Source organism: Flammeovirga sp. AWQ4_249 (assembly GCF_056161045.1).
Window position 1 is genome coordinate 247986 of record NZ_JBSWYJ010000001.1, and the last position, 19414, is coordinate 267399.

At 32.6% G+C, this 19414-nt stretch carries 12 protein-coding genes and 1 pseudogene; 8 read left to right on the forward strand and 5 right to left on the reverse strand.

The annotated features are described in order from the left end of the window. The first annotated feature begins 3 nt into the window (after positions 1–3). The 5 genes from ACXAHM_RS00990 to ACXAHM_RS01010 all read left to right on the forward strand — a co-directional run bounded on the left by ACXAHM_RS00990 (position 4) and on the right by ACXAHM_RS01010 (position 3875). Positions 4–795 (forward strand): cytochrome c biogenesis protein, encoded by a 792-nt coding sequence (locus ACXAHM_RS00990; protein WP_474958520.1) that lies wholly within the window; start codon positions 4–6, stop codon positions 793–795. 57 nt (positions 796–852) lie between these two features. Next, complete coding sequence (locus ACXAHM_RS00995) at positions 853–1155, forward strand: rhodanese-like domain-containing protein (protein ID WP_474958521.1); 303 nt, start codon at positions 853–855, stop codon at positions 1153–1155. Between the two features lie 314 nt (positions 1156–1469). Continuing rightward, complete coding sequence (locus ACXAHM_RS01000; protein ID WP_474958522.1) at positions 1470–2957, forward strand: sodium:solute symporter family protein; 1488 nt, start codon at positions 1470–1472, stop codon at positions 2955–2957. A gap of 54 nt (positions 2958–3011) precedes the next feature. Continuing rightward, entirely contained in the window at positions 3012–3275 is a 264-nt protein-coding gene (locus ACXAHM_RS01005; RefSeq protein ID WP_474958523.1) for a hypothetical protein, read from the forward strand. Between the two features lie 54 nt (positions 3276–3329). Further along, complete coding sequence (locus tag ACXAHM_RS01010; RefSeq protein ID WP_474958524.1) at positions 3330–3875, forward strand: lysostaphin resistance A-like protein; 546 nt, start codon at positions 3330–3332, stop codon at positions 3873–3875. 126 nt (positions 3876–4001) lie between these two features. Here ACXAHM_RS01010 and ACXAHM_RS01015 read toward each other — a convergent pair. From ACXAHM_RS01015 to ACXAHM_RS01030, 4 genes and pseudogenes are all read right to left on the reverse strand, one after another. Continuing rightward, positions 4002–4532 (reverse strand): annotated as a pseudogene (locus ACXAHM_RS01015) (SDR family NAD(P)-dependent oxidoreductase). 120 nt (positions 4533–4652) lie between these two features. Beyond that, a complete protein-coding gene (locus ACXAHM_RS01020; RefSeq protein ID WP_474958525.1) occupies positions 4653–5300 on the reverse strand; it encodes an NADPH-dependent F420 reductase in 648 nt (215 codons plus the stop codon). Positions 5301–5480: 180 nt separating this feature from the next. After that, entirely contained in the window at positions 5481–7007 is a 1527-nt protein-coding gene (locus ACXAHM_RS01025) for an arylsulfatase (RefSeq protein ID WP_474958526.1), read from the reverse strand. 161 nt (positions 7008–7168) lie between these two features. Beyond that, positions 7169–8170 carry an aldo/keto reductase gene (locus ACXAHM_RS01030; RefSeq protein ID WP_474958527.1) on the reverse strand — a complete coding sequence of 334 codons (1002 nt, stop codon included), beginning with the start codon at positions 8168–8170 and terminating at the stop codon, positions 7169–7171. 613 nt (positions 8171–8783) lie between these two features. Between ACXAHM_RS01030 and ACXAHM_RS01035 the strand changes: the two genes are divergently transcribed. Continuing rightward, complete coding sequence (locus ACXAHM_RS01035) at positions 8784–9509, forward strand: DUF1707 domain-containing protein (RefSeq protein WP_474958528.1); 726 nt, start codon at positions 8784–8786, stop codon at positions 9507–9509. 41 nt (positions 9510–9550) lie between these two features. Here the strand turns inward: ACXAHM_RS01035 and ACXAHM_RS01040 are convergent, their stop codons facing one another. Beyond that, on the reverse strand, positions 9551–13486 hold the full coding sequence (locus ACXAHM_RS01040; protein WP_474958529.1) for a two-component regulator propeller domain-containing protein: 3936 nt from the start codon (positions 13484–13486) through the stop codon (positions 9551–9553). A 315-nt stretch (positions 13487–13801) separates the two neighbouring features. Here ACXAHM_RS01040 and ACXAHM_RS01045 point away from each other — a divergent pair, with 315 nt between their 5' ends. Beyond that, positions 13802–16264: a hypothetical protein gene (locus tag ACXAHM_RS01045; RefSeq protein ID WP_474958530.1), complete on the forward strand. Its 2463-nt coding sequence runs from the start codon at positions 13802–13804 to the stop codon at positions 16262–16264. A 109-nt stretch (positions 16265–16373) separates the two neighbouring features. Continuing rightward, complete coding sequence (locus ACXAHM_RS01050) at positions 16374–19397, forward strand: SusC/RagA family TonB-linked outer membrane protein (protein ID WP_474958531.1); 3024 nt, start codon at positions 16374–16376, stop codon at positions 19395–19397. Positions 19398–19414: the final 17 nt, after the last annotated feature.

A 19414-nucleotide genomic window follows, 5' to 3' on the forward strand; every position in this document is an offset into this window, starting at 1 on the left:
GACATGTGGGATTATTTTACATATATATCAATTGCTTCCATATTCTTATGGTTGGTGAGTGGAGGATTATTCTTTTCTCCTAAAGAGAATTCGAAGAAAATAGCTGTTGGTTTGTCTACGTTAGGAGTAATTATTTTTGCCTTTTTTATTGGGGAGTTATGGATAGAATTAGATAGAGCACCCCTAAGAACATTAGGAGAAACTAGATTATGGTATAGCCTATTTATGCCTATTATTGGTCTGATAGCTTATAAAAGGTGGAAATATACTTGGATTGTAGTTTATAGTTTAATGATGGGAATTGTCTTTCTAGTCATTAATTTGATACATCCAGAAACCTATCAAAAAACATTAATGCCAGCACTACAAAGCCCTTGGTTTGTGCCTCATGTTATAGTATATATTTTCTCATACGCATTACTAGGCGGATCAGCATTGGTTGCTTTAAAAGGCCTTTATGATATCTACCTAAAGAAACAAGATACCAATGTATTATCCATTGCCGACAACTATGTTTATATCGGTTTTGGCTTTCTTACTTTAGGATTAGTATTTGGAGGATTGTGGGCAAAAGAAGCATGGGGACATTATTGGACATGGGATCCAAAAGAGACATGGGCTTTAATCACATGGTTGAGTTATTTAGCCTATATACACATTAGACATTACTTACCAAAACATAAAAAATTACATTTAACTACACTCAGTATTTCTTTTCTTTTACTTATGATTTGTTGGTTTGGACTAAATTATATGTCCTCAGGTATGAATAGCGTTCATACCTATTCAAATTAGAAATGAAAGTCGGTAAGGTTTAAATAATTTCTCAACATAAACTTTGAATGACAGGAAATGAAGAAAAATGATTTTTGTAATCTAATTAACGAAGGAGCGACATTGATAGATGTTCGCCCCAAAAAGGAGTTTGATAATATTCACCTTGAAGAAGCTATTTCAATGCCACTAGAAAAACTGATGGATGATAAAGAGCTATTATTCTCTTTAAACTTACCAATTATAGTTTGCAGTGGAACAGGAGATTCTTCTTGTAAAGCCAAAAAAATGATTAAAGAGGAATTGAATGTAGAAGTTTTTGATGCAGGTCCTTGGGAGGGATTATGTGAAGAAAAAAGCTTCTTTGACTATCTTTTTTAAAAAATGAAATGAGTTTGATAGTATAATTATTAAATGAAGTTTTACACTAAATTTTAGTATTAAAAAGGCATCTATTTTAGTTGCCTTTTTTAAACATTTGAAATAATATTTTTTTCGAAGTCGGGAGACTCTTCCAGTTTTTGTAATTACAATTGATGCCTAATGACTTAACATCTATGGTATATTGGGTTTACTGGAGAAATATCTTCATTCAAAGTAATTTACATTAGTAATGTTTATATATACTTATCGTTTCGATATATTTGCAGACTAATTTATACACCCTCGCAAAATTAAACGGACGAACTTCCATTATGAGTCAATCTGCCTTAACGATCTTTTTCCTTGTACTCTATGTTGTGAGTATTATTGGTATTGGTCTAAAATATAATAAAAGTAAGAATAGTGAAGATTACTTTTTAGCATCAAGAAAGCTGCCTTCGAGCTTATTGGCAATTACTTTTATTGCCTCTTGGTGGGGGGGAGGGTCTGCTGTTGACTTAGTAGATCAGGCCTATTCACTAGGCTTAAGTTCATTTTGGATCTATGGAATGCCCGTATTATTTTCTACATTTCTGATGTTCTTATTAGCCAAAGGTATTCGGAATATTGGAAGTATCTCTCAATCTCAATTAATGGAAGAAAGGTACAATAGTCAATCCGCCTTATTGTTGACTGTTTTTACCATTATTTATATGATCATTGCCGCTTCCGTACAAGTCATTGTTGTTGGAAATTTCTTTAGTTCATATTTTGATATCAGTTATGAATTAGGAGCAGTTATAGGTGTACTGATCGTGTTGAGTTATGCTACACTAGGAGGTTTTAGAGGAGTAGTTTTAACTGATTTATTGCAGTTTGTATTTTTCTTATTCACGAGTGTGGCATTATGTTACATGGCTTATATAAAAGCAGGGTCATGGGATGCGGTAAAAGAGAGTGCAATTGTTAGAGATCAAGTAGGGTATACATCGTTTTTTTATGGTGTTTCAGATCAGTTAGCGTATGTCATTACATTTGGTTTTTCATGGGTCATTTCAGCGAATGTTTGGCAAAGAATTTCAGCCGCTAAAAACATCAAATCTTCGCGAAAAGTTATGTTTTATAGCTTCTTAGTTTTTATTCCATTATATCTAATGGTAGTATTTACAGGGATGTTTACAAGTGTCGCTTATGATTCAATTCCAGAAGGTGGCATAGTCCCACATTTGATTAGTGAAGTGAGTAATCCTTTAATATCGGCTATCATGTTTTTGGGCTTATGTTCAGCGATGATGTCAACAATGGATTCTTTATTAAACACATGTTCGTTAGCCTTAACAGTAGACCTTTGTAAAAAGTATATTACACCTGATTGTACGCCTAAAAAAATGGTACAACTAGGGCAAATAACGACCGTACTTTCTAGTATTGTTACATTAACTATTGCATTAAATATCAAGAGTATTTTACAAGTATCGTGGATTGGTTCTGATTACTTAACAACAGGCGTGGTTATCCCTTTAACTTTAGGTTTTGTATGGAAAAGAGGGAACAGCAAAGGAGCAATGGCATCCATGCTTTTTGGTTTGATCTTCTCTACTTATAATTTTGCCGTTGCTTTAGGTGCTGAGTTTCCTGTTTTTTATGAAATAGCATCAGTTGAGCAAGCAATTATTGGTATATCTATCTCATTTGTGCTCTATGTTTCAGTGAGTTTATTGACCCAAAATGAAAAGAATAATGGAGTGAAATTTATTGAGAAAACAAAAGGGAATGTGATTGGAAATCAATCAGAAGATAAAAAGTTGGAGTATACTTAAATATTTAGTGTTAACTTTAAATCCTCAAGGCAAACTATTTAACGAATGACTAAAATGAAACCACTTAAAAGCAAACTTACATTTCTTCAATTTCCTTTGGTGAAAATTATTCTCACAATCATTTTATTTGTGATCGTATATATGATTAGTAAAATGATTATTAATGAATTTTTTGTATTATTCACTATTGATCAAGATATCAAAAACTTGATAACAGGTATACTAATGGCAACTATATCAGTATTTACTTATAAACTGATATTTCAGTATTATGATAAAAGAGAGGTAAAAGAAATTTCACTAAAGAAGCAGACATAAAACATTATTATTGGGATTGTACTAGGTTTTATCCTTCAATCATTAACCATTTTAGTGATTTACCTAAAAGGGGGATATACAGTCTTATCAATTAATCCAATCTATTATATTATACCTCCATTAACTATGGGTTTTACGACTGCAATAACAGAAGAAATAGTATTTAGAGGTATAATATTTAGAATCCCTGAAGAATCATTGGGTAGCTATATATCATTAATTATCTCTGCTTTTATTTTCGGAGGTCTTCATCTCGTTAACCCCAATAGTTCTATTTCTGCAGCTATAGGATTATCAATCCAGGCAGGTCTGTTACTTGGTGCAGCTTATATTTATACAAGAAATTTATGGTTACCCATTGCTATACATTTTGCTTGGAATTTTACACAATCGGCTATTTATAGTGCAAGAGTTTCAGGAGGTGGTGTTAATAAAACATTAATCTCATCTAAGATAGAAGGTGCAGAATGGTTTACAGGAGGTGGATTTGGCCCAGAAGGTTCAATTCAAGCCACTATATTTTGTTTGGTAGCAACAATAATTTTGATGGTATTAAGTCATAAAGAAGGAAAAATCATTAAGCCATACTGGAAAAGATAAGGTTGGTTATTTTATCAATATTACTTTCTCATAAACTTCTAAATTGAATTGTGAATTTATGAGAAAGAAAAATAGGATTACCAATGATGAATATTTCCATCATAATTAAAGAACTTACCTGAATCATTAATACCCAATCTTACTGATGACATTGGTATAGATATTTTCAACTGCTTGTTCAGGAGTAAATTCAGCTTTAGCACCTCCCATATCTGTTTTAACCCATCCCGGATTTACAGTAACTGTAATTAACCCTTGGTCTTTCACCTCCATAGCTAAGCTTTTGGTCAATACATTTAGTAGATTTTTACTTGAAACATATCCATAGTGACCTTCAAAACTCATATTAGTGACACTCGATAACCAACTAGATACATTAATAACTTTTGGGTTTGAGGTTTCTAATAACAATGGTTTAAAATGTTTTACCGTAATTAATGGAGCTAAGCTATTCACATGATAAACTTTTTACATTTCATTAAAGTCCAAATGATCAATTTTAAAAGCTTTGGCCATTTGTTCTTTGTCTTTATAGTCTTTGGGGTTTATACCGGCATTATTGATTAATAAATCAAGGTGACCAAAAGTCTCTTTTACCCAATCAGCTGCATTGGCAATACTGGTTTCAGAGGCTACATCTAATACAACGGAAAGGATTCAATATTCTCTTTTCTTAAAAGTTCAGAAGCATTAAATGTATCATCTTTATTTCTAAAAGAAACAATAATTGTGTATCCCTTTTGACCAAGAACTTTACACTAGCCAAATCCTAGTCCTTTATGCCCTCCGGTGATTAGTGCTACTTTCATGCTTATCTTTTAATATTTTAAAGGCCATATTTCTTCCTTCACCCTGCATGATGGCAATATTTATCCATGAAAGAGCAAATTTTTCTAAAAGTTCAACTTTATCATCTCCTCCAAAATCATAACATTTTTCAAACCCTGCATCTAAGGCAAGTTGAGTAGCAATTTCTTTACCTTTAGATGAGCTACCGGCAACAAACATATCAATTCCTTTTCCATCATAAATAGGATCTTTCATATTCTCAAAACCAGTAGTATTGAAACATTTTACTATTTCTGCTTCAGGAGCAAAAGCTTTGAAGGCATCAAATGAATTATTATACCTGTCAGGTTTTGTCATGATTAAATTCATTGCATCGATAATTACTTTGCCTTTTGTATTACCAATTGCATTTACAATAGATTCTGTATGTTCTGGAGCTGTGGCTACAATTATAACTTCAGCTATATCTGCAGCTTCAGCAATAGATTGAGCAGTTGTATTTGGATTGTCTAATAATTGTTTCCCTTTAAAATTGTTGCTGTCTCTTACACCAAGATAGATAGAGTGTCCTTTGTAGGCAAAATTTGAAGCTAAAGCACCTCCTACATTTCCTGTTCCGATAATAGCAATATTCATTGAGGTGAAGTTAAATTTATAAATATCAAACCACTTCCCTAGACATTACTTTGAGAGTTTAAGTTCTTTATTACTAAGGAAGAATCAATAAAAAACATCTCATGCTATTAGAATGAATAACATGAGATGTTTTTTTATATCAAAAAGTATAATAAATTATACTAGTTAATAGACTGTTTTTTAGTTCTTTGGTGTTGTTTGTAAAGATTGTAATACTTTATCAATACCTAAAGAAGAACCTTTAACAGGTGGGAATTCTTTGAATGTAGCAAGGAATTTACCTGTATAAGCTTGAGCAGGAACGAAAGTCCACATGTTGTCTGCAAACCAACGAATATATAAAGCAGATTTGTAAGAAACCTCATATGGATCCGCTCTTAAATTGATTAAAATTGGCCATGATGGAGTTTTTCTATAAGCTGTATTAATTGCACCTTCCATAATTGCAAAGTGTAATTTCCAGTCTTTATATCTTAAAGCGTTTAAGTTTCCAGCAGCATCGAAGTAGAAAATTTCATTACGAGGAGCAACTTTTACGTCACCTTTCCAAAAGTCCATTTGATTATATCCATCCAAGTGAACTTTGAAATTCTTATCACCTACTTTGTATCCTGTTAATAATTTTTCTTTTACATCAGTCACGCCAGCAGCAGCTAAGATTGTTGGCATCATATCTTCATGAGAGTAGATGTTGTTATCTACTGTTCCAGGCTTGATGACACCTGGCCAACGAATAGCACATGGTACTCTGAAACCACCTTCCCAAGTAGTTCCTTTTTCACCAGCAAAAGGCGTAGAACCACCGTCAGGCCATGTGAATTTCTCCGCACCATTGTCCGTAGAGTACATAATCATAGTATTATCAATAATACCAAGTTCCTCCAATTTAGCTAATACAATACCGATGTTTTTGTCATGCTCTACCATACCGTCAGGGTATAGACCAATGCCTGTTACACCACGACTTTCTTCTTTTAAGTGGGTCCAAACGTGCATTCTTGTTGCTGATAACCAAACAAAGAAAGGTTTTCCAGCTTTATGAGCTTTTTCGATAAACTCTAAAGCAGCTTGTGTGAATTCATCATCAACAGTTTCCATTCTTTTACGTGTCAATGGTCCTGTATCGGAGATACGACCGTCAGCATAAGAGTGAATAACACCACGAGGACCGAATTTTTTGTGGAATTCAGGATCTTTAGGGTAGTAGTATGTTTCGGGTTCTTCTTCTGCATTTAAGTGGTAAAGGTTACCAAAGAACTCATCAAAACCATGATTTGTTGGTAAGTGTTCATCTTGATCTCCCAAGTGATTTTTACCAAATTGGCCAGAAGTATACCCTAGTGGTTTTAATAATTCAGCAATAGTGGGTTGATTTGCTTGGATACCTTGTTTAGAGCCTGGCATACCGATAGTCAATAACCCTGTTCTGAATGGATGTTGCCCTAAAATGAAAGCAGCACGTCCGGCTGTACAAGATTGTTGTGCATACCAATCGGTAAACATAGCACCTTCATTGGCAATACGGTCAATATTAGGTGTTTGGTATCCCATCATACCGTGATTGTATTTACTGATATTTGCCCATCCAATATCGTCACCCCAGATTACTAGGATATTAGGCTTTTTGATCTTGTCTTTACTTTTCTTTTGTGCATTAGATATCAATGCCATTGAGAAAAGGGCCAGGAATAAGAGTAATTTTCTCATAAAATGATTGTTGAGTCAGTATAGATTAAAGTTAATCTATGCTATGTTACTATGAATAAATAACTATATATAAAATAAATATTAAGTTCTGATGTATTTAATTTTTTTGATTGCTGGTAATTCTGGATTATTAAATATATGTAAAGTTAGAGCTTTAAGTATTAATTCCAATCGAGTTCTTTTCTTTTTTGCCAATAAACTTCACTTTCTTCTTGTATATTGTCTAACATTTGAAGATCCAGTAAATCTAATTGGATATCTGCTCCTTTTAAATTTTCAAGAAGCATTCCAGAAGTAGAAGCACCACTTAATGCCACAGAAACCCATGGTTGTGACAGGACAAATGCCATTGCGATAGCATCTATTCCAGCTTCATATTTTAATGCTAAAGATTGCAATACTTGTTTGTGTGCTGCAAAATCTTTTTCCTCATTTCTTGATGTTAAACGACCATTTGCTACAACTTCTTTGATGATTACTCCCCATCCTTGATAGGCCGCTTCTTCCAACATCTTTTGAGCGGATCTCTCTAAGATATTGTAAGTCGCTTGCACAGACTGGAAGAGGTGTTGTCCTTCTTTTTGAATAGATAATGCCTTCTCTAAAGTTTCACTTTGTTTTTCTCCACTTAATGAAAGCCCAACTACAATACCTAGCGATTTAATTTCCCATAATTGTTCGAGAACTTCTTCATTGTCCAAAACACCACTCTCCAAAGTAGCAGAATGTATATGATATATATTAAGATGTTCTTCTAATTGACCAATACTCTCCATCCATTGTTTTTTGAGTAAAGAAAGGTTATGACTTTTTACTTCGTGATGTTCTGCATGTACATTCCATTCAGCTGTGTATTCATAACCCCATTTTGAGCCAATAACGATATCAGAAGTATCTTCTTGTTGGTCAATCCAATGTTTAAGAAATTGTTCTCCTTTACCATAACTTCTTGCTGTATCAAAATAACGGATACCATTCTCTATGGCACAATCCATAACCTTAGATGCATTTTCCTGCATTATTGCTACATCATAGTTTTTATTTAGGTCATTTCCATGTCCTAAATTGATATAGCCAGGTCTGCCTAAAGCTGCTAAACCAAGTCCTACTCTTGATACATAAAGGTTAGTTTTACCAAACGGGACAATTGCTTTTTTATTCATATAGTATTAGTGAAGTCAAATAAATTAAATATTACAAAGGGTGTAATTTGATAGTTAAGAGTGTAAAATTTAAGTCCACTCAAATATTGAAATATAATTTCCGACTTTTTCCTATTAACACAAAAAGAAAAGGGAAGAAATCAATTAGAATGAGGTTGTTTTCCAAAAAAAGTTCCCAAAGGTTCAACTTTTTTAAAATTATTTTTTCTGTATTAAATACACTTATTTAAATGCAATTTTAAAATTTTCAATAGATCATTTTTTTGAAAATTAAAAAAAGATACCTTCATATTGAAAAAATAATAAAAACGGTTTTTATAAGTGTAAAAAATACTTTAATAAAAGTTTGGTAATAATAAGAGTAAAATATACATTTGATATATCAAACAAAGAGATATATTTTAACCATATATAAACACAATAAACATGAGAAACTTTACAATAGCAACCGTAGTTATCGCGATGGGATTTGTAGTCGCTTTAGCAGTTTCGATATAGATATTACCTTAACCAATAAAGACATATAAAATACTTCTATCGAGCCTATTGAGTTTTCCTCAATAGGTTTTTTTTGTTAATTTAGGCTTACTATAGGTCAAAAAGATAAATTAGCATGAAACACGTCTCTCAATTTGGTTTACCCAAAAAAAGAAAACAAACACTAGACATATTAGAAAAAGCATTTACAGAAGGAAATTTAGATCCTCATGATTATGAGAATAGATTGGATATGGTAATGCAAGCAGATTCGGTTGAAAAACTAGAAGGAGTATTATCTGACTTTCCTGAGCACTACTCGAAACAGGTCTCTACTACATCTTCAGAAAATATTGTTGACCCAAATAAAGTTGCACCTCAAAATTATGACAAATTATCGTTAAATGTATTGGGAAGTAAAAAGCTGTTTATCAATGATGTGGCAAAATCTCCATCTAGGATTTTTACAATTTTAGGAGAGCAGAGAATAAATTTTAAGGATGAAAATCTTCAACATTCAAAATCTGATTTTGAAATTGTAACCGTAATTGGTGAGTCATCTATTGATTTGAGAAATAAATGTTTGGAAGGGGCTGTAATACGGCTTAGGCTTACCAAAATAGTGGGTGAAGTTAATATAAAAGTTGCTCCAGGAACTATTGTAGAAGATCGAACTCGACGAATATTAGGAGAATATAATCACTATTTTAAAAGTAAATCATTAAAGCGAAAGATCTCTAAGGTGTTTACAGGGAATCAAGATGATTTCAAACCAGTGAAGTATGAAAAAGTGAATTGTCATTTAATACTAGAGGGGGTTTGTATTTTAGGAGAAGTCAATGTTTCAGTATATGATATATAGAAAAAGCCATAAATGAAGAGGATCATTTATGGCTTTTTTGATTATATCTTTTCAGGGATTTCCTTCCTATATTGTGAAGGAGTTACTTCAAATTTCTTTTTAAAACTTGTTCTAAAATATTTTGGATCAAGAAAACCTACTTTCAACATTATCTCTGAAACAGGTAAATTACTCTTTTTAAGTAATTCAGCTGCATATTTTAGACGAATATCCCTTAAAAATTCTGTCGACGATTTACCCGTTTGTTGCTTCACTTTCTTATATAATGCCGATTGACTTATTCCTATTTCTTCCTGAATACTTTGTACATTAAAATCAGGGTTAGACATGTTATCATCTATCAATTCCTTAATCTTAGCAATCAATTGTTCATCTTCATTCATTGGAATGACTTCCTTCGTATTCGTTAGGATTTCATTTCTATATATACTCTTGAAATATTGACGAGAGTGAATTAGATTTTGTACATGGGTTTTAAGCACTGAAATGTGGAAAGGCTTAGAGATACACAAATCTGCACCAGCCATTAACCCATTTACTTTATTTTTTTCAGTGAAATTCGATTCCAGTAAAATACTTGGAATAATTGCCAGTTTTCCATCTTTTTTGACTCTTTTAATGATATCAATACCACTACCTTCTTTTAAGGTATTATCAATCAATAATAAATCAACTACATTTTTAGTAATGTATTGGAAGAACTCCATGGAATTATTAAAAGTAGTGATTTGATATTCACTTAAGACATTGGATAGGAACGCGATGGATTCTTTATTGTCATCCAAAATGGCAATTTTGTAATCTAATTTCTTTTCTTGAATGTCTTCTTTTTCAATATTTAAAAGCTCATTGTTTAAGTAATATGGATTATACTCATCATCATCAAGTTTAATTTCTTCAGAAGAATAAGCACTTTTATTGATGGGGATAGATAAGCTAATACTTTGGTCATGTTCACTTGGAAGAGATAAATGCCCTTTGTGTTTTTGTAAATACCAATCACTCATCGGAATACCAATTTGTGCAGTTTTCCTTTTTTGAAAATCGATAATCAACTTTTTACCCTCCATGGAGAGTAGGTAAATTGTGATATTCGCTGTTGAAAATTCAGCGTCTCCTTGTGTATCAACGGAGATCATTATTTGGTTACCTGATTGTGCATTTTGAAATACAGTAAGAAAAATAAAATGTAAAACAGTTTCTATTTTTTCAATATCAAACCAGCCTGTTGTATTATTTCCTTTTAACTGTGATTCAATAGTAATACCTAGCTGAGATGCTTGTAGAGCGAAAGATTCTTTAAAATTATCGATAAACGTTTTAAAGTTATATTGATATACTTCTAATTTAAAATCTTCGTTTTCTCTCTTTTTATTTCCTAAGATAAAACGAATGATATTATGAATTTTAGAAGCATTAAAATACAATGTCTGCAGTTGACGTCGAAGACTGGGAGAAGTGTCTGCATTATTATGAATCATATTTTCCAAAGGCATTAAAACCTGATTAATAGGAGTGGTTAATTCATCAATAATATCTTCATAAACCTGTTTGTTTTCTTTATGCATCAATGTTTGCTTCTCTTGTAATTGAAGTTTTGCATTGAATTGTGCTCTTTTATTCGTGAAATTTCTCCAGTAGAGAATGATACCAATGAAAATACCTAAGTAGAAAAGATTTGCCCACCAAGTTGCCCAAAATGGGGGTTGTATTTTTATTTCTAAAACAGTTGGAGTACTCCATGGACCTCCAAAGTTTTTTGCAGAAACCATAAATGAATACTTTCCTGGAGATAGATTACTGTAATTGACGGCGTTGTTTTTACCAATTAAGTTCCAATCTCTATCCAAGCCCTTCATAAAATATTTGTATTGAATTTCTTCCGCATCATTGAGGTCAATTCCTTGAAAATGGATAGAAAACTGTTTCTGATGATGGTCAAAAGTAATTGATTTAGTATCAGATATATTTTTTTCTAATAGCTGAGTTGCATCATTTGGTTTAATTTTTTTATTGAAAACTTCAAGTTGAGTAATGACTACATTTGGAGATTCAGAACTTGGTTTGATGGCATTAGGATCAAAATAATTTAAACCTCCAGCACCTCCAAAGTAGATGACGCCATCTTTATCAATTGCTCTTGAACCATCCATAAAGTCATTCGGTTGAACGCCTTCTGCGACATTGTATTTAGTGACTACTTTTGTATTGTAATTAAATGATACAATTCCTGAATTTGTGGTTAGCCACAAAGAACCGTTAAAGTCTTGTTGAACAGCATGAATGATATTATTCGATAATTCAGGGTAGTTGTGAAACTCCTCTAATTCATGCTTTTTGTAATGATAAGCCAATAATCCTTTATCATATGTAGCAATCCAAAGAATGTCTGCTTGTTGATCAAAGAATAAATCAAAAGTGATTTCTATCTCTATAGGAAGGTTAATTTTTGCTAATTTATTTTTTGAAGGATTATAAATAAAAATTCCTCCGTCACCGTAAGTGCCAAGCCAAAGCGAATTTTCTTTTACAGCAATTGATCGAATATCCATATTTCTTGTTTGATCTATGGAAATAGCAACGTTATCTTTTTCATCAATATAATGTAGACCACCTCTATTAGTACCAACCCAAACTTTCTTATCATCAGTTTGGTTAATTGATCGAACATCATTTTTAAGTAAGCCATTTTGTTGATCATAAATAAAAAATTGATTCGATTTCGGGTCATATTTATTTAAGCCTCCATCGTAGGTACCTAACCATATTTGACCATCAATATCTGTAAATGCAGTAAGAATATTATTATTGGATAATTTTAAACTATCAGAACTACTATTATAGAATTCGGTATTCTTGTCTTCTAAATTATATTTAATAATTCCATCGCCATCTGTTCCCAACCAAATATTATTACTATGATCTATTGTTAAACCCCAAATAATTTCAGAGTCTAATTCTTTTGTATTTAAAGTTTTAAAAGATTTTGTTTCTTTTGGTATTAAGTATATGCCTCGTCTTTGCGTACCTATCCAAATGTTTTGGTGTTTATCGATGTAAATATCACGAATAGATTGATTTTTAATTTTTTTATCTAATTCTATTCTAGAGAGTTGATTTTCATTGTCAATTTTCCATAATCCATTTAACTCTGTACCGACCCAAATATTACCTTCTTGATCTGCTTTTAAAGACAGAACTGTAGAATTAAAAAAAGCTCGTTGGTGAATACTAAAAATTGATTTAGAACTCGCGTCATATTTAGCTAAACCTTTCGACGTACCAATCCAAATATTGTTTTGGTTATCCTGTGTAATTGTATATACTCTAGAAGAAGGTACCATATTATGACCTCTTCCTATTGGGTAAGTAGTTACATAATTATTTGATAAATTGATAATGTCAATACCTGTGTCCTTATTACCTATCCATGCTAAACCTGAAACCTTATCAACTAGAACAGTTTCTATATTATTTGAAGATAAAGGGTAATTATAACTTCCTTTATACCAATGATTTATTATTTTATAATTTTGATCAACTAAATAAAGTCCAAAACTATTTACGGCGATTAGATGTGATCCATTTGATAAAGATGTAATCGAAGATATGACTTTATTGGATAGTTCATCAACAGGGTTATTAATGCTTTGCTGTTCTTGATTAATAATTCTCAGGCCTTTCGTAGAGCCTACCCATATTTGTTTGTTTTTTTCTACTAATAGTGACGTAATAAATAAAGATGGGATACTATCTCTGAAAGTAGATTGGACATTGTTAAAGTTTTTTCCATCAAATACACTGAGTCCACTTTCAGTTGCCATCCATAGGAAACCGTATTCATCTTCTTCAATATGATAGATTGTATTATGTGATAAACCATCTTGAGTAGTGAAGTTTATTATGGACTGAGCAAATAAAAAATTGTAAGATAAAAAGGGAAAAAGGAGTAGTAAAATTAGTTTTTTTTGTGTCATTTTGAGAATTTAGATGGACAGAAAGCTTTTTTTTAATCTAGTTATGTAAAAATAATACTAAACATAACATTTTTTTAACATGGTGATATAATTTTCATTAAGATGTATGTAATATTCTGATTATCAGTTTTAATTATATTTATTTATGGGGGTTTGAAATGATTTAACCCTTTATTTATTTAAGTTTATTTACATTTAATCTGATTTGCCCCTCCTTTAAAAAAAATTATACGCCCCTTTTTTTTATGACTCTCTTCATATTTGTAGTGTAAAATAGACACGAAATGAAACACTGAGTTAAATTATTGTACTATTATGAAGACTAAACTCTACTTATTATTTTTTTTAATGATAGGCATCTTTTTTCAATCATGTAAAGAAGATGACGTTAATGACCCAACTAATCCGATAGTTGAATTAGAAACAACAGCAGAAGTGTATGCTGGACTTAACTATCAGATACAGGCAAGAGTAACCCATGAATTAGGAATTCAATCTATTCAAATTACTCAACTAGATTGGGATTTAGATAAGGTAATTGACTTATCTGAAACAATGCCAACCGAATATGATGTGGACTATTCTTTTAAAGTCCCAGCAGATGCTCCATCAGGAGATATTACAATTACAGCAACAAGTATTGGAGGTAATAGAACTACAGAAATACAATCTGTTACTGTTGAAGAATTGACATACCAAGAAATGTATATTATTGGTTCAGGTATTGGATATGACGATAATTCATGGTATGATCCTTCTTCTGCAACAAAAATGGACTTGACAGATATTCCTGGTGTCTTTAAAGTAACCGCTAATTTTGTAAATGATGCAGGTGGTGATTATGGCGTTTATTTTAAATTTTTAGGTCAAAGAAATGACTATGTACCAGTGAACTTTGGAGTTCTACCTGGAGATCAAGTTAGTTCAGAGTGGGGTGCTCCATGGGTAGAGGGTGCTGAAGATGCAACATACCAAGTTACAGGACCACAATCAGATTTAAATGCCGAAAATATCGATGATAGCGATTTCATTGTTTACTATTATAAGCCTGGGAAATATGAAATCACATTAGATACTGAAAACATGACAGTTCATGTTTTAAGAATAGGTGATGCTGATAATGTACCACAAGCTGATATGTACTTTGTAGGAGCAGGTTATGCAGATTACCCAGAAAATAATTGGAGTCCTGCTGCTGCAACGCCAATGGAAACGCTTACAGATGGAGTATATAAATTTACAGCAGTAAAAATTAATGCTGGTGCAGAAATGAAATTCATTTCACAAAGAGATTGGTGGCCAGGTAATTATGGTCCTGCTGAAAACACTTCTGTAGTTGTTGGAACTGATATGGTTGTCGTAGCTGGTGAAGAAGAAGTACTAGATCCAGGTTCTTTTGTTTTTGATAAAGCAGGGACATATGATATTACATTTAACCTAAACGAATTAACATTTAAGGCTGAATTAGTAGGTGAAGCACCTGTATTCCCTATTGCTGAAAACCTTTACATTCTTGCTGGAGGTACACAAGAATTGTCAGATGATTCTTGGTATGATCCATCTTTAGGTTTGGAGATGACAAAAGTAAGTGATGGTGTTTTTGAAACTACTTTAAACTTTAATGATTTGTCAGAAGATGATTGGGGAGTTTATTTCACTTTTGTAGGTCAGAATACAGGTTTTAACCCAATAAACTATGGTGTTTCTGGTAGCAATGACCCTTCAGATAATGAGACTTTTGCATTAACTGCTCCAATTGCGAATCTTTCTTCAGACAATATTGATGATTTACAGAGCTATGTTTATTATTATAATAAGCCAGGTGAATATAAAATTACAGTCAATGCAAATGATCAAACAGTTAAAGTTGTTGAAACTACTGCTGCCGTAGAGCCAACTAATTTATATATCATTGGATCAGGTATTGGAATTGATGATGCTTCATGGTATGATCCTTCAAAGGGGACTATGATGACTCCAACGGGAGTTGATGGAGAATATTCAATCACAACAACATTTGCTGACGATTATGACTTGGAACAAGATTATGGAGTGTTCTTCAAGTTTGTTGGTCAAAATGATGGTAATTATGGTCCTGTAAACTATGGTGTTACAACCGCATCAGATGATCAAATTTGGGCAGACTTTGGTCTTCCATGGGTAAATGGAGGAGATGATGTGACTTATACATTAACAGCAACTCAAGAAGATTTAAGTGCAGAAAATATTGATGATAGTGACTTTATAGTATACTACTATTTATCAGGTGAATATACTATCACTGTCAATACAAACAATATGACTGTTCGCGTTGAAAAAACTCCAGAAGTCGTAGAGCCAACTAATTTATATATCATTGGATCAGGTATTGGAATTGATGATGCTTCATGGTATGATCCTTCAAAGGGGACTATGATGACTCCAACGGGAGTTGATGGAGAATATTCAATCACAACAACATTTGCTGACGATTATGACTTGGAACAAGATTATGGAGTATTCTTCAAGTTTGTTGGTCAAAATGATGGTAATTATGGTCCTGTAAACTATGGTGTTACAACCGCATCAGATGATCAAATTTGGGCAGATTTTGGTCTTCCATGGGTAAATGGAGGAGATGATGTGACTTATACATTAACAGCAACTCAAGAAGATTTAAGTGCAGAAAATATTGATGATAGTGACTTTATAGTATACTACTATTTATCAGGCGAATATACAATTACTGTCAACACAAATAATAATACAGTAAGGGTTCAAAAAACAGACGTACAATAATTTAATTTTTTAATCTCGGGTGGTTTTCCACCCGGGCTTTCTCTTAAGCAATCAATCATATCTGATTTACAATATGAAAAAATATTTTTTATTACTAATAACACTGTTTATGATGTCTTTTTCTTGGGCACAAGAAAGACAAATATCAGGAACAATAACATCCTTTGATGACGAGCCTTTGATTGGTGTAACAGTGATGATAAAGGGGTCAACAAAAGGGACCACAACAAATTTTGAAGGAAAATATTCAATCTCAACTAAGGAAGGAGAAACTCTTGTTTTTTCATACATTGGTTTTAGACAAAGAGAAGTGGCTGTAGCATCACAAAGCACGATTTCAATTAGTTTGGAAGAAGATGCAGCACAATTAGATGAAATTGTAGTTGTGGGTTATGGTACACAAAAGAAAAGTGAAATTACTTCAGCTATTTCGACAGCAGAAGGAGATGATTTACGTAAGATTTCTACTGGTGATATTGCCACTTCTTTACAAGGTAGAGTTAGTGGTGTTCAAGTTTCTAATTCAGGAACGACACCTGGTGGTTCACCAACTGTATTAATTCGTGGGTTAAGTACAGTCAATAACAACTCACCATTATATGTGGTAGATAATGCAATTGTTGAAGATATTACTTTCTTATCACCAAAAGATATTGAAAGTGTTCAAGTACTTAAAGACGCATCATCCGCTTCAATATATGGTGCTAGAGGGTCAAATGGTGTAATTATCATCAACACAATTAAAGGTGAGCAAGGTAAGCTTACTGTTTCTTTTGATGCTCAAGTTGGTGTTCAAAATTTAGCAAAGGATCCAAGAGCAGCTGGCAAAGACGAATATTTAAGAGGATTATCAGCTATTCGAGGTGAAGGTTTTCAACCTTCTGAAGAGCTATTAAGTGGTCCTAACTCAAACTGGGTAGGAGAGGTAAGTAATCCTAATGCGTTAATGCAAGATTATAATATTAGCATTACAGGTGGTACGGAAAAAATTCGTTACAACTTTAGTGGTAACTATTTCCAACAAGAAGGGATTTTTAAAGGTGCAAATTTTGAAAGATTTACTGGTCGTTTAGGATTGGATATTGATTTAACTGATCGTTTAACATTAGAGCAGACTGTTACATTTACACCATCAACAAATGATCAAGGTATTGGTGATGCTTTATGGACAGCACAACGTTCATTACCTACAGATGCTATTTATAAACCAATTGACCAACGTCAGGGGTTGAATGAATTCAGTATTTTTGCTGAACCTTCTACAAGATTAACTGGGAATATTGCAGCACAGATTGCTAGAAACTTTTATCAAACAAAGGAATCAAAAATATTCTCAAATACAGCATTGTCATACGAAGCAATTGATGGCTTAACATTTAAAACACAATTAACCTATTACAGTAGCCTTTGGGAAGAAAATAGCTTTTCTCCTGAATATACTGTTGGACCAAATGATTTTAACAATATTATTTCTATTAGTAGATCACACAATGTTAGAAAGAACTACTCTTGGTTTAATACAATTAACTATTCAAAGGCAATAGGACGTCACAATTTCACAGTGTTATTAGGTAGTTCTGTAGAAAGCTACTCTGATACACGTTTATGGGCTTCGGGTCAAAATATTCCAAATAACCACCCTGATTTAAGACAACCTTCAGCAACGGTAGATGGATTTAATATTGATGGTAATTATGATCCCTATTCATTAGCTTCTTTCTTTGGTCGTTTCTCTTATTCATATGGAGATAAGTATTTCTTAACTGCCAATTTTAGACGTGATGGTTCATCAAACTTCAGTGCTGAAAATCGTTGGGGTAACTTCCCTTCTCTATCTGCTGGATGGACTATTTCAAATGAAAACTTCTTGAAAGACTCAGAATGGTTGAGTTTATTAAAAATTAGAGGAGGTTGGGGACTTATTGGTAACCAAGATATTCCTAATGGTGCAACAATGTCAACATTACGTAGAGCTGATTATGCTGTAAGTCCTGATGGTAATGCACAAATGGCTCCAGGTTTTGAAATCGGTCAAATTGGTAATAATGATTTAGTTTGGGAAACAGTTAGAGATGCTAACATTGGTATTGATTTAGGATTTTTAAATGATAAGTTTACATTAACATTTGATTATTTTGATCGTTACACATCTGATATGTTGTTACTTCGTTCAGTACCTGCTCATTTAGGTTATCCAGAACCTGACAGATATGCTGATAGATATGATGGATCGGTATGGTCTAATATCGGTAACATTTCTACAAATGGATGGGATGCAACAATCACATATAACTTACAAAAATCAGATTGGTCATTAGGTATCTCAGCAAACGTATCTCATGTAAATACTACAGTTGATAAATTTGCAAATGAAGGAGACTTTATTCAAGCTGGATATGATGACAGAATATCAGGTAACTATATCACAAGAACTGAAGAAGGTGGTGTTGTAGGTGCATTCTTTGGCTATGATATGTTGGGTATTTTCCAAAATCAAAAAGAAATTAATTCTCACTCACTAAATGATGGTACTTTAATTCAACCAACAGCAAAGCCCGGTGATGTGAAGTATGCAGACTTAAATGGAGATGGTCAAATTACTCCTGAAGATAGAACGTATATTGGTGATCCAACTCCAGATTTAGTTTATGGTTTAACTTTAAATGCTACCTATAAAAACTGGGATTTCTCAGCTACATTCCAAGGTACTTACGGTAATGATATTGTGAATGGCTTAGGATGGTATACTTACTCTGGAGCATTAGGTGAATCAAACTTCTTAGAGGGTGCAGTAGATAGAGCATGGAGTGGTGAAGGATCTACAAATGATTACCCAAGATTAGGTTCAGATGGTTATATCAACAACTTTAATAACTTCTCACAACAATATATTGAAGACGGTTCATTTGTAAGACTTCAAAATATTCAATTAGGTTATACTGTCAATAATTTCCAAGGAATTGATAGGTTAAGAATCTTTGTTTCAGGTCAAAATCTATTCACATTATCAAACTACAAAGGTCCAGATGTTGACTTAAGTGGTGGTTCATATGGTATCTTCCAAAGAGGTATCGATTGGGGTGTTTATCCAACACCAAGAACAATCTTAGGTGGTATAAACGTTTCATTTTAATTAAAGAAAATTACTTA

Excerpts from the sequence above, each read along its gene's own strand:
- ACXAHM_RS00990 (WP_474958520.1), top strand. The coding sequence starts at position 4 with ATGTGGGATTATTTTACATATATATCAATTGCTTCCATATTCTTATGG.
- ACXAHM_RS00995 (WP_474958521.1), top strand. The coding sequence starts at position 853 with ATGAAGAAAAATGATTTTTGTAATCTAATTAACGAAGGAGCGACATTG.
- ACXAHM_RS01000 (WP_474958522.1), top strand. The coding sequence starts at position 1,470 with ATGAGTCAATCTGCCTTAACGATCTTTTTCCTTGTACTCTATGTTGTG.
- ACXAHM_RS01005 (WP_474958523.1), top strand. The coding sequence starts at position 3,012 with ATGAAACCACTTAAAAGCAAACTTACATTTCTTCAATTTCCTTTGGTG.
- ACXAHM_RS01020 (WP_474958525.1), bottom strand. The coding sequence starts at position 5,300 with ATGAATATTGCTATTATCGGAACAGGAAATGTAGGAGGTGCTTTAGCT.
- ACXAHM_RS01025 (WP_474958526.1), bottom strand. The coding sequence starts at position 7,007 with ATGAGAAAATTACTCTTATTCCTGGCCCTTTTCTCAATGGCATTGATA.
- ACXAHM_RS01030 (WP_474958527.1), bottom strand. The coding sequence starts at position 8,170 with ATGAATAAAAAAGCAATTGTCCCGTTTGGTAAAACTAACCTTTATGTA.
- ACXAHM_RS01035 (WP_474958528.1), top strand. The coding sequence starts at position 8,784 with ATGAAACACGTCTCTCAATTTGGTTTACCCAAAAAAAGAAAACAAACA.
- ACXAHM_RS01040 (WP_474958529.1), bottom strand. The coding sequence starts at position 13,486 with ATGACACAAAAAAAACTAATTTTACTACTCCTTTTTCCCTTTTTATCT.
- ACXAHM_RS01045 (WP_474958530.1), top strand. The coding sequence starts at position 13,802 with ATGAAGACTAAACTCTACTTATTATTTTTTTTAATGATAGGCATCTTT.
- ACXAHM_RS01050 (WP_474958531.1), top strand. The coding sequence starts at position 16,374 with ATGATGTCTTTTTCTTGGGCACAAGAAAGACAAATATCAGGAACAATA.